This is a genomic window from Caulobacter sp. BK020 (assembly GCF_004342605.1).
Taxonomy (GTDB): domain Bacteria; phylum Pseudomonadota; class Alphaproteobacteria; order Caulobacterales; family Caulobacteraceae; genus Caulobacter.
On sequence record NZ_SLZL01000007.1, the window covers coordinates 51892 to 64074 of the forward strand.

At 68.4% G+C, this 12183-nt stretch carries 9 protein-coding genes; 4 read left to right on the forward strand and 5 right to left on the reverse strand.

Annotated features, from left to right (window positions below):
- Nucleotides 1–43: 43 nt before the first annotated feature.
- Complete coding sequence (locus EV278_RS10280; protein WP_132090344.1) at nt 44–1639, forward strand: MFS transporter; 1596 nt, start codon at nt 44–46, stop codon at nt 1637–1639.
- A 21-nt stretch (nt 1640–1660) separates the two neighbouring features.
- On the opposite strand, the gene EV278_RS10285 is transcribed toward EV278_RS10280, so the two are convergent.
- The 5 genes from EV278_RS10285 to EV278_RS10305 form a co-directional block, all read right to left on the reverse strand.
- Entirely contained in the window at nt 1661–1999 is a 339-nt protein-coding gene (locus EV278_RS10285) for a YciI family protein (protein ID WP_132090347.1), read from the reverse strand.
- Between the two features lie 255 nt (nt 2000–2254).
- Nucleotides 2255–3820: an alpha-L-arabinofuranosidase C-terminal domain-containing protein gene (locus EV278_RS10290; protein ID WP_132090349.1), complete on the reverse strand. Its 1566-nt coding sequence runs from the start codon at nt 3818–3820 to the stop codon at nt 2255–2257.
- Nucleotides 3821–3871: 51 nt separating this feature from the next.
- The gene (locus EV278_RS10295) at nt 3872–5674 is read right to left on the reverse strand and encodes an IlvD/Edd family dehydratase (protein WP_132090352.1); all 1803 of its coding nucleotides are present in this window, start codon (nt 5672–5674) and stop codon (nt 3872–3874) included.
- A 441-nt stretch (nt 5675–6115) separates the two neighbouring features.
- The gene (locus EV278_RS10300) at nt 6116–7540 is read right to left on the reverse strand and encodes a family 43 glycosylhydrolase (RefSeq protein WP_243692151.1); all 1425 of its coding nucleotides are present in this window, start codon (nt 7538–7540) and stop codon (nt 6116–6118) included.
- A gap of 14 nt (nt 7541–7554) precedes the next feature.
- Nucleotides 7555–8307, reverse strand: coding sequence for a FadR/GntR family transcriptional regulator (locus EV278_RS10305; protein ID WP_132090355.1), 753 nt, complete (start codon nt 8305–8307; stop codon nt 7555–7557).
- Nucleotides 8308–8624: 317 nt separating this feature from the next.
- Between EV278_RS10305 and araD1 the strand changes: the two genes are divergently transcribed.
- From araD1 to EV278_RS10320, 3 genes are read left to right on the forward strand one after another with little or no spacing between them, the layout of a single operon-like run.
- A complete protein-coding gene (araD1, locus tag EV278_RS10310; protein WP_132090358.1) occupies nt 8625–9620 on the forward strand; it encodes an AraD1 family protein in 996 nt (331 codons plus the stop codon).
- Nucleotides 9617–10543: a Gfo/Idh/MocA family oxidoreductase gene (locus EV278_RS10315; protein WP_132090361.1), complete on the forward strand. Its 927-nt coding sequence runs from the start codon at nt 9617–9619 to the stop codon at nt 10541–10543. Before araD1 ends, EV278_RS10315 begins: the two co-directional genes overlap by 4 nt.
- A 12-nt stretch (nt 10544–10555) precedes the next feature.
- A complete protein-coding gene (locus tag EV278_RS10320) occupies nt 10556–12094 on the forward strand; it encodes an aldehyde dehydrogenase (NADP(+)) (protein WP_132090364.1) in 1539 nt (512 codons plus the stop codon).
- Nucleotides 12095–12183 lie beyond the last annotated feature (89 nt).

Consider the following 12183-nt stretch of genomic DNA (forward strand, 5'->3'; position numbering starts at 1 on the left):
GATGGGGCGACAAGACCCCTCTTCATTCGGGAATGACAGACAGATGGCGACGCCGGAAATCCGCACACCCACCTGGATCAACTACTGGGGCTGGGGTTCCGGCGACATGCTGGGGGCTGGGGCCCAGGCGGTGATCACCGGCTGGCTGGCCTATTTCTTCATCACCTTCTGCGGCCTGTCGCCCGTCGAGACCGGCCTGATCCTGGGCCTGCCGCGTCTGCTCGAGGCGATCACCTGCCCGCTGATCGGCTACATCTCCGACAATCTGCGCCACACCTGGATCGGGCGGAAGATCGGCCGGCGCAAGATCTTCCTGATCCTGACCATTCCGCTGCTGCCCAGCTTCGCCCTGATCTTCGTCACCGGCCAGACCTTCGCCTACTACCTGACGACCTTCGTCTTCTTCGAGTTCCTGTACACGATGTTCCTGATCCCGTGGGAAACCCTCGCGGCGGAGATGACCAAGGATTACAGCAAGAAGGCCAAGTTCGCGGGCGCGCGAATGCTGGTCGCCCAAAGCTCGGCGATCCTGGCCTCGTACCTGCCGACCCTGATCATCAGCCATTTCGGCGGCAAGGACTCGCCCGGCACCTTCCTGATCATGGCCGCGATCTTCGGCGTCCTGTTCAGCCTGGTCGTGCTGCTGGTCGTGCTGCTGACCTGGGAGCGGCCCTATACCGAGGCGGAGAAGCAGATTCAGCCCGAGCCGATGGACTGGACGCGGGCGGCGATGATCCCGGTCAACATGTTCCGCGACCTGTTCTCGACCCTGCGCATCAAGGCCTTCCGCCAGCACCTTTCCCTCTATCTGGGCGGCTACATCTCGCAGGACATCTTCAACACCGCCTTCCCGCTGTTCGTGGCCACGGTGATGATGGGAGCCACCCTGGTGATCTCCCAACTGATGACGACGATGTATCTCGCCCAGCTGGTCTCGGTGATGATCGCCATCAACGTGGTCATCCGCACTGGGCCGACCGCCGCCTATCGCATGGCCATCAGCTTCGTCGGCGCGGCCCTGCTGCTGTTCCTGGCCTTCTACCTGATCCGCCCAGCCGGCTTCGCCGAGGGTCTGGCGGCCCTGGACGGCGACACCTTCGCGGCCTTTGTCCCGACCAGCTCGGCCTTCAATCCGATGGTGGCGTTCTGGCTGTTCGTGCCGATCATCCTGGCCGGCCTGGGCCGCGGGACGCTGAACTTCGTGCCCTGGAGCGTCTACAACTACCTGCCCGACGTGGATGAGGCCGTGACCGGCCAGCGCCGCGAGGGCATCTTCGCCGGGGTCATGACCTTCGTGCGCAAGATCGCCCAGTCGGGGGCCATCGTCGTCACCACCTCGCTGATCGGCCTGGGGGGCTACGTCTCGGCCGACAAGGCCCATCCCGGCGCCGCGATCGTCCAGCCCCCCGAGGCCATACGCGCCGTGGTGCTGGTGATGGTCGGCGGCCCGATCCTGGTCATGCTGTGGGGCCTGGTGGTTTCCTGGTCGTTCCGCCTCAACGCCCGCACCCACGAGGTGCTGCTCCACGAGGTCGAGCGCCTGCGGGCCGGCGAAACCCAGGCCGAGAGCCCGGAGTCGAAGGCCATCGTCGAAAACCTGACCGGGTGGAAGTTCGAGCGGTTGTGGGGGCGGGGTTAGAGGGCGCTGGTCGCCCTGGTCCTACCCCTGCACCGGGATCGGCAGCTGTTCCATGATCTCCACCGAGTCCCCCGGGAAGATCGCGAAGTGGGGATGGTTCTCGAACAGCTTCGCCGCCGCCTCGTGCGACTCCGCCTGCACGACGACATAGCCGGCGATCCTGTTGCGGATGTCGCTCACACCGTCCCTGCCGACCTTCTTCGTCTTGCCCAGCGGACCGCCGCTTACGACCACCTGGCCGGCATGATCGGCCATCCATCGGCTCCAGGCGGCCATGCCCTCGTCCATGGTGGACGGATCCAGCGAGCTCGGATCCACCGGCTTGTCAGAGCCCATGTAGAGGGCCAGGAACGTCTTCATCGCCGCTTCCTCCTCGGGTCTTCGCGGGTCCTCCCGCCGGGAGGCCCGCCCTGGTCCGGCGACCATAGCCCATTCTTCCTCGACTGACGTCGTCAGGAAGCAGCGGGGTCTCTCCGCCAGGCGAACGTCCGGCTGATCGAGATGGAGGCGTTCGATGGCCTACCCATAAAATCGCCCACCCTGGCGCGCGCCAGGACGGGCGGAATTGGAACCTTCGTCCGGGGACGTGCCGGCCGGCACGTCCCCGTCTTCAGCCTAGTTCAGGTCCAGCACCACCACCGACTTGCTCGGCAGGGTCGCGGTCAGCACATCGCCCTTGATCGAGGCGCTGGTGAAGGCCGCCGGCTTGACGACGTTGGGCGCGTCGAAGGTGTTGTGGGCCGCCATGGTCGAGGCCGTCAGCACCCGGCCCCTGGCCGTCTTGCCGGCCGCGCCCGTGAGCTTGATCGTCACGGTCGCCGACTTGTTCGGATCCACGTTGACCAGCGCCAGATGCACCACGCCCGCCGTGTCCCGCGCCGCCGAGGCGCTGACCGCCGGAACGCTTGACTTGCCCAGCGTATAGTTCGGGCTGCTGACCTCCAGCGGCAGCGAGGTCGCACCCTGGAACGGCTTGTAGAGGTCGTAGACCCAGTAGGTCGGGGTCAGGACCATCTTGTCCTTGTCGGTCAGAATCATCGCCTGCAGCACGTTGATCATCTGGGCGATGGCGGTCAGCCGCACCCGGTCGGCGTGCCGGTGGAAGATGTTCAGGTTCACCCCGGCCACCACCGCGTCGCGCATGGTGTTCTGCTGGTACAGGAAGCCCGGATTGGTGCCCGGCTCGACATTGTGCCAGATCCCCCATTCATCGACATAGAGCCCGACCTTCTTCTCGGGATCGTACTTGTCCATGATGGCGCTGTGCTTGGTGACAAGCTCTTCCATCTTCAGGGTCTGGGCCATGGTGTCGGCCCACAGCTGCTCGTTGAACTCCGTCGCCGAGCCCTTGTCCTTCCAGTCGCCCGTCGGGATCGTGTAGTAGTGCAGGCTCAGCGCGTTCATGTTCCTGGCCGCGCCGGCCATCAGGGTCTCGGTCCAGGCGTAGTCCTCGGCGTTGGGGCCGCTGGCCACCTTCACGGTGTTGGTCCCCGGCGGCACCCGCACGAATTCGGCGAAGTTGCGATAGAGGTTGGTGTAGTGGGCCGCCGTCATCTGGCCGCCGCAGCCCCAGTTCTCGTTGCCCACCCCGAAGAAGTCGAGCTTCCACGGCTTTTCGCGGCCGTTGGTCCGGCGCATGTTGGCGATCGTCGACTTGGTCGGCGAGGTCATGTACTCGACCCACTCGGCCATTTCCTGCGGCGTGCCGCTGCCGACATTGCCGGCGACATAGGTCTTGGCGCCGATCAGCTCGGCGAAGTCCATGAACTCGTTGGTGCCGAAGCTGTTCGGCTCCTCGACGCCGCCCCAGAGCACATTGACCTTGGTCGGGCGCTTGTCGCGCGGGCCGATCCCCTCGCGCCAGTGATAGTCGTCGGCGAAGCAGCCGCCGGGCCAGCGCACCACGGGCACGTGGATCTGTTTCAGGGCGGCGACCACGTCGTTGCGATAGCCCTTGGTGTTGGGGATCTTGCTGTCCTCCCCGACCCAGACGCCTTCATAGATGCCCCGGCCCAGGTGCTCGGCGAACTGGCCGTAGACTTCCGGCTGGATCACCGCGCCGGGCTGGTCAGCGCGCAGGGTGGCGGTCACGGCGGTCTGGGCGACGGCGGCCCCGGCCGTCGCCAGGGCGGCGACAGCAAGGCCCGCGACGAGCGCGTGCTTCAGCGTGGTCAGCTTCACGATATTCTCCCTACGGTCGCCGTTGATCGGCGTTGTCTTCGGTGGATTGGATCAGTGGTTGTCGCGGGGCAGGCCCTTGGTCTGGGCGATGCGCTGATACTTGACCGCTGGCTCCAGCACCGCCCCGGTCTCCATCTGGCCCACGATGCTCCGCTGGATCTCCTGCCAGGGCGTCTGGCTTTCCGGATAGGCGTAGCCGCCGGCCGCCTCGAGCGCCTTGCGCCGCGCGACGATCTCTTCGGGCGTGACCAGCACGTCGACCCGCGACTTGCGCAGGTCGACCCGCACCCGGTCGCCGGTCTGCAGCAGGGCCAGGCCGCCGCCGGCCGCCGCCTCGGGCGAGGCGTTGAGGATCGAGGGCGAGCCGGAGGTGCCCGACTGGCGCCCGTCGCCGATGCACGGCAGCTGGTGGATCCCCTTCTTGATCAGGTAGTCGGGGGCCCGCATGTTCACGACCTCGGCCGCGCCGGGGTAGCCGATCGGCCCCGCCCCTCGCATGAACAGCACGCTGCGCTCGGTGATGCCGACGGCCGGATCGTCGATCCGGTGGTGGTAGTCCTCGGGTCCGTCGAACACCACGGCCTCGCCCTCGAAGGCGTCGGGATCGTTCGGGTCCGACAGGTAGCGGTCGCGGAACTCCTTGGTGATCACGCTGGTCTTCATGATCGCCGAATTGAACAGGTTGCCGCGCATGACCACGAAGCCGGCGCGCTCGACCAGCGGCTTGTCGAACGGACGGATCACCGCCTCGTCCTCGATCGTGGCGTTGCGGCAGGCTTCGCCGATGGTCTTGCCCGAGACGGTCAGGGCGTCCTCGCGGATCAGCCCCTGGCCCATCAGCTGGTTGACGACGGCGGGCACGCCGCCGGCGTGGTAGTAGTCCTCGCCGAGATATTCGCCGGCCGGCTGCAGGTTGACCAGCAGCGGCACCTCCTCGCCGTAGGTCTGCCAGTCGTCGACGGTCAGCTCCACGCCCATGTGGCGGGCCAGGCCGTTCAAGTGGATCGGGGCGTTGGTCGAGCCGCCGATCGCCGAATTGACGACGATGGCGTTCAGGAACGCGTCGCGGGTCAGGATGTCGGACGGCTTGATGTCCTGCTCCACCAGCTCGACGATCCGCAGGCCGGTCTCGTAGGCGTTCTGCTGCCGGTCGCGATAAGGCGCGGGAATGGCCGCCGAGCCGGTCAGCGACATTCCCAGCGCTTCGGTCAGCGAGTTCATGGTCGTGGCCGTGCCCATGGTGTTGCAGTAGCCGGTCGACGGGGCCGAGCTGGCCACCAGCTTGATGAAGCCGGCGCGGTCGATCTCGCCGGCCGCCAGCATCTCGCGGGCCTTCCAGACGATGGTGCCCGAGCCGGTGCGCTGGCCCTTGTGCCAGCCGTTCAGCATCGGCCCCACCGATAGGGCGATGGCCGGGATATTGACCGTCGCGGCGGCCATCAGGCAGGCCGGAGTGGTCTTGTCGCAGCCGATGGTCAGGACCACGCCGTCGATCGGGTAGCCGTACAGGGTCTCGACCAGCCCGAGATAGGACAGGTTGCGGTCGAGACCAGCGGTCGGGCGCTTGCCGGTTTCCTGGATCGGGTGAACCGGGAACTCCAGGGCGATGCCGCCGGCGGTGCGAATACCTTCGCGGATGCGCTCGGCCAGCACCAGATGGTGACGGTTGCAGGGCGACAGATCGCTGCCGGTCTGGGCGATGCCGATGATCGGCTTGCCCGACTGCAGCTCTTCCAGCGACAGGCCGAAGTTCAGGTAGCGCTCCAGGTACAGCGCCGTCATGTCCGCGTTGTCGGGATTGTCGAACCAGGCGCGCGAACGAAGGGCGCGGGGCGGAACGGCGGCAGAGCTCATGACAGTCCTTGATAAGGCGGCCCCTGCTGGGAGAGGGGGCCTTGGGTCGGCGACGGCGGGAGGGCTTGGCGGGACATCACGAGGATTGTCCGCCACCGGGCGGAGCGATCGACATCCCGCTCGTTTCACTCCTGTTCATTTGTCTGACTATACCGCTCAGGACGCGGCGTCAATGTGAGAGCTGCACCGCTCGGCGGGTGCAACAAACCTGGCCTTCTAATTGAACGGATAAGGAAATCAGTCGTCGGCAGTTGTCGGACGATAGGCTGAGCAGAAGCCTGGCGGATACGAAAAATCCATCCGTCACGAACCGATCCGCGCCGCATACAGCGCCTTGCGGCGACGTTTGGCCGCAGCGCTTCAGGCTTGAGGTATAGCCGAACGCCGATTCCCCGCCTCACGCCGCGGTGGCGCTGGAGAGAGCGCCGAGCTGACGTCTCTTCAGCTGACGATGAAGGTCGCGCTGGCCCTGTCGGCCGCGTCCTTGACCGGCCCGACCACGACCGCGCCGTCGCGGTGACGCAGATGGCCGCCGCCCGGCGCCAGGGCCGCGAACGAGACCCCTCGCCCGGCCAGCCCATCAACCCTGCGAAAGCCGCTCCGCGCGGGATCGCCGGCCGCGGCGGCCAGCACCACGCCGCCATTCGCCGCGGCCTGAAGCACCTGGCCCGGCTTCAGGATCGGCTCCAGAACCACCGCGCCTGCGGTCCCCACCTTCTGGCGGAACTGCGTGGTCGCCAGGGGGCCGTCACCAACCGTCAGCCGCGTCCCGTCCAGGCGAAGATAGGCGCCAGGACGGTCCAGCGGCGCGAATCGGTCGGGAACCTCACCGGCCCCGACCGGCACGCCGAAGTCCGGCGTCCCGTCGGGACGATAGTAGAGCCGCTGCACCCGCGTGTGCCGGTTCGGGTCGAACAGCGGGTCGCCCTGAATGGTCTTGTAGTCGCGACCGTGGAAGACCAGCACGTCGCGACCCTGCTCGTCGATGGTGAACGAGTTGTGGCCCGGCCCGTAGACGCCGGTTTCCTCCGACGAGACGAAGACCGGAACCTGCGACTTGCTCCAGGCCTCCGCCGACATCAAGTCGGCGTCGGCCTTGGCGGTCAGCAGGCCCAGGCAGTAGCGCGCGTCGGTGGCGCTGGCGGAATAGCTGATGAACACGTGGCCATCGCGCGCCAGGAAGGCCGGCGCCTCGTTGACCTTGTAGCCCTCGATCTCCCACGGCAGGGTCGGCACAGTCAGACGGACCGGTGGGCGGGCCAGGGTGGTCGGGGTGGCCAGGGGCGCCAGGTAGAGGTTGCTGTTCGTGGCGATCCCCGGCTCCTGCTGCGCCCAGCACAGATAGCGCACGCCGCGGTGGCTGAAGACGGTGGAGTCCAGCGTGAAGGTGTCCCACGGCGTCTGCAGTTGGCCCAGCACCTCCCAACGCCCGGTCAGGGCGTCGCGGTCCAGGCAGCGCAGGACGTAGGTGCGGATGTGGAACGGCTCGCCCGCGTCGCCGGCGGCGAAATACATGTGCCAGCGCCCGTCGATCTGGTGCAGTTCCGGCGCCCAGATATAGCCGCCCAGCTTGCCCTGCGCGGGCCGTCGCCAGATCACCGTCTCGGGCGCCGCCGCCAGGCCGGCCAGGGTGCGCGCGCGACGCAGGACCAGCCGGTCATACTCGGGAACCGAGGCGGTCATGTAGTAGTCGCCATCGTGGTGGCGGAACACCTGGGCGTCGGCCCGCTGCCGCACCAGCGGGTTGCGGGCGACGGCGCCGGAGTTCTTCGCCCGGGCGGCGAACGGCGCGGCGACGCCGCCCAGCACGGCCGCGCCGGCGCCGGCCATCACCGCGCGCCGCGACGACGGAAAATCGAAACTCATCGGAGGTCTCCGGCTCAGTCCTTCGGCTCGATCGCCGCCCGGGTATCTTCCAGGGCCAGGCCGACCAGCTTCTCCATGGCCTGTCGCGCCTGGTCGGGCCGGGCTGCGGCGATGGCGTCGAACACCTTCCAGTGGTCGGGCATGGGGTCGCGCGGCAGCTCGCGCTTGCGCTGCTTGAAGATCGTGGTCCAGCGCACCGCGGCGCCGATGCTGCTGGACAGGGTGAACAGCGGCGGATTGCCGGTGGCCTCCAGCACGGTGTCGTGGAAGTCGCGGTCGGCGGCCTGGCCGGCCTCGGTGGCCAGGGTCTGGCTCTCCATCTGGATCAGCGCCTTGCGCATGCGCTCCAGCTGGGTGTCGTTGCGGCGCTCGGCGGCCAGGGCCGCGGCGGCCGGCTCGACAATCATTCGCAGTTCGTACAAGCCCTTGAGGAACTCCTCGCTGGGCTCGGACTCGAAGAACCAGGCCAGGACCTCGGGGTCCAGCAGGCTCCAGCGGCTGCGCTCGGTGACCCGGGTGCCGGTCTTGGGACGGCTCTCGACCAGCCCCTTGGCGGCCAGGATGCGAATGGCCTCGCGATAGGCGCTGCGCGAGACGTGCAGCTGCTCGCTGGAATCGATTTCGTTGTTGAGGATGTCGCCCGGCGCGTACTGGCCCGAGACGATGGCCACGCCCAGGGTGCGGGCGATCGAGCCGTGGATCCGGCTGTTGGCCAGCCCGTCGCGCGCGAACTCCCCTTCCCCGGCCTTGTCCTTCTTCTTCCGCACGCGCGCTTCACTCCCAGCCCGTCGACGGACGGAGCCCCCGTCCGTCTATCCGGCGCAGCGGAGACTAACGAGACTGTTCATGCGCCGACAAGGGATTTCGCAGGCGGTCGCCGATCGCGCCTTCAGATTTTTCGCTCAAAAGTACGATGATTGCCAAACCCCGGCGCCGCGTGGGTTTGCGCCAGTTTCCGTGTTATCACAGCGTCCAGGCTGGCGATGCCCCTCGCAACGGCCCCGTCGATCCGGGTTTGACACCGTCGAACAGATCGCTATTTGTCTGACTAAATAGCCAAACCCGCTGGGAGGTAACGACAGCCATGGTGCTGCGGTTCGTGCAACTGAAGGAAAAGGACGGGGCGCGAATCCTCGCGGCGGTCAACGATTCGGGCCTGGCCCGCAAGGTCGAAGTGGCCGATACCCTGCTGGCCCTGGCGCAAGCGGCCCTGGCGGCCGGCGCCACCCTCGCCGAGGCCGCCCAGGCCCACCCGCTCGGCGCCGAGGTCGACATCCCCGCCGCCCTGGCCGAAGGCCGGGTGCTGGCCCCGATCGACCATCCCGATCCCGCCCACCTGGTGCTGACCGGCACCGGCCTGACCCACCTGGGCTCGGCCGAGGGCCGCGACAAGATGCACAAGGCTGCTCAAGCTGGGGAACAGCTCACCGACTCCATGCGGATGTTCCTGATGGGCGTCGAGGGCGGCAAGCCCGCCGACGGCCAGGTCGGGGCCCAGCCGGAGTGGTTCTACAAGGGCGACGGCTCGCACGTCGTCGGCCATGGCGCCCCCCTCACCTCGCCCGCCTTCGCCCAGGACGGCGGCGAGGAGCCGGAAATCGCCGGCGTCTACCTGATCGGCGCCGACGGCACGCCCTATCGCCTGGGCTTCTGCCTGGCCAACGAGTTCTCCGACCACGTCATCGAACGCGGCAACTATCTGTGGCTGGCCCACTCCAAGCTGCGCCAGGCGGCCCTGGGCCCCGAGCTGCTGACCGGCGACCTGCCGGCCGACGTGCGCGGCGCCAGCAAGATCCTGCGCGACGGCAAGGTGGTCTGGGAAAAGCCCTTCCTGTCGGGCGAGGCGAACATGTCCCACACGATCGCCAATCTCGAGCACCACCACTTCAAGTACGACATCTTCCGCAAGCCGGGCGACGTGCATGTGCACTTCTTCGGCACGACCACCCTGTCGTTCTCGGAAGGCTTCCAGACGAAGGTCGGCGACGTGTTCGAGATCGGCGCCGCGCCGTTCCTCTACCCGACGAGCAACGCCCTGGCCCAGGCGCAGGACAAGCCGGTGACGGTGCGCAGCCTGTGAGCAAGATCCGCCTCGCCCTGGTCGGTCTGGGCAAGATCGCCCGCGACCAGCACCTGCCCGCCATCGCCGCCGACGACCGCTTCGAGCTGGTCGCCATCGTCAGCCGCAACGCCGATCTCGACGGCGTCGCCCACTTCACGACCCTGGCCGACCTGCTGGCCAGCGACGTGGCGGTCGACGCGGTGTCGCTGTGCACCCCGCCCCAGCCGCGCCACGCCCTGGCCCACCTGGCCCTGGCGGCCGGCAAGCACGTGATGCTGGAAAAGCCTCCGGGCGCGACGCTGAGCGAGGTCGAGGACCTGCGCCTGACCGCCGCCGCTCGCGGCCTGACCCTGCAGACCACCTGGCACTCGCGCTACGCCCAGGGCGTGGCGCCGGCCCGAACCTGGCTGGCCGACAAGATCATCAAGGCCGTGCGGATCGACTGGCGCGAGGACGTCCGCGTCTGGCATCCAGGCCAGACCTGGATCTGGGAGGCCGGCGGCCTGGGCGTGTTCGACCCGGGCATCAACGCCCTGTCGATCGCCACCGCCATCCTGCCGCGGCCGTTCTTCCTGACCGGCGCTGTGCTGCACGTGCCCGAGAACTGCCAGTCGCCGATCCAGGCCGAGCTGGATTTCGTGGACGCCGCCGGCGCTCCGGTCCGGGCCGCGTTCGACTTCCTGCAGACGGGCCCGCAGAGCTGGGACATCGCCGTCGAAACCGACGCCGGCGTGTTGAAGCTGTCGCATGGCGGCGCCAAGCTGTTCATCGACGGCGAACTGCTCCATGAGGGCCCGGACGCTGAATATGCCGGCCTCTACGACGCCTTCGCGCGTCTGGTGGCCGGCGCCGCCAGCGACGTCGATGTCAGTCCGCTGCGTCACGTCGCCGACGCCTTCCTGCTGGGCCGACGGGTCGTCGCTCCGGCGTTCATCGAGTAGAGAAAGAACGACATGGCCGAAGCCGCTCCGAAAGCTGATCTGCGGGCCCTCAACCCCGCCACCAACGAACATTTCGGTCCCAGCTTCCCGGAGCCCAGCGCCGCCCAGATCGAGGCCGCCTGCGCCGCCGCTGCCGCCGCGTTCGACATTTATCGCGAGACGGATCTTGAGACCCGCGCGGCTTTCCTTGAGGCGATCGCCACCGAGATCGAGGCGCTGGGCGACGAGCTGATCCAGACGGCCATGGCCGAGACCGGCCTGCCCCAGGCCCGGATCACCGGCGAGCGCGGCCGCACCTGCGGCCAGTTGCGCCTGTTCGCCCAGGTCGTGCGGCGCGGCGACTGGATCGGCGCGCGAATCGACCCGGCCATGCCCGAGCGCACGCCCCTGCCCCGCGCCGACCTGCGCCAACGCTTCATCCCGCTGGGCCCGGTCGTGGTGTTCGGGGCCAGCAACTTCCCCCTGGCCTTCTCGACGGGCGGCGGCGACACCGCCTCGGCCCTGGCGGCCGGCTGCCCGGTCATCGTCAAGGGCCACTCGGCCCACCCCAACACCGGGGCGATGGTCGGCAGCGCGATCGACAAGGCGGTCAAGGCCGCCGGCCTGCCCGCCGGGGTGTTCTCCATCCTGATCGGCCAGCAGCGCACCCTGGGCGCCGGCCTGGTCGCCGATCCGCGCATCAAGGCCGTGGGCTTCACCGGCTCGCGGGCCGGCGGCGTGGCCTTCATGCGGATCGCGGCCGAGCGCCGCGAGCCGATCCCGGTCTTCGCCGAGATGAGCAGCATCAATCCGGTGGTGCTGATGCCCGCCGCCCTGGCCGCCCGGGCCGAGGCCCTGGGAACGGCGTTCATCGGCTCGCTGACCATGGGCGCGGGCCAGTTCTGCACCAATCCCGGCCTGGTCTTCGCGCTGGACGGTCCCGACCTCGACCGCTTCGAGGCCGCCGCGACCGCCGCCCTGACCGCCGCCCCGCCGCAGGTCATGCTGACCCCGGGCATCTTCGGCGCCTATGAGCAGGGCGTGAACCAGCTGCTCGACCGCGACGGCGTCAAGCTGCTGACCCGCGGTTGCGTCGGCGACGGCGTCAACCAAGCCGTTGGCGCCCTGTTCAGCGTCGACGCCGAGACCTTCCAGCACGACGAGGTGCTGAGCCACGAGGTGTTCGGTTCGTCGTCGCTGATCGTTCGGGTCAAGGACGCCGCCCAGCTGGCGACGGTCCTGGAAAGCCTGGAGGGCCAGCTGACCGCCACCCTGCAGATGGACCCGGCTGACGTCGAGGCCGCCCGGCCGCTGCTGCCGATCCTGGAACGCAAGGCCGGCCGCGTCCTGGCCAACGGCTGGCCCACCGGCGTAGAGGTCTCGCACGCCATGGTCCACGGCGGCCCGTTCCCGGCCACCTCGGATCCGCGCAGCACCTCGGTCGGCACGCGCGCCATCGAGCGGTTCCTGCGTCCGGTCTGCTACCAGGACATCCCCGACACCCTGCTGCCGGCCGCGCTGAAGGCCGACAATCCGCTGGGCGTGCAGCGGGCCATCGACGGGGTGCTGTAGGCTCCGTCTCCGCGGAATGGGGACAGGCTTATGCGCCTGTCCCCGTCAGCTGCAAGCACGTTCGATCGCCCCTGTGCGAACGCTATAGT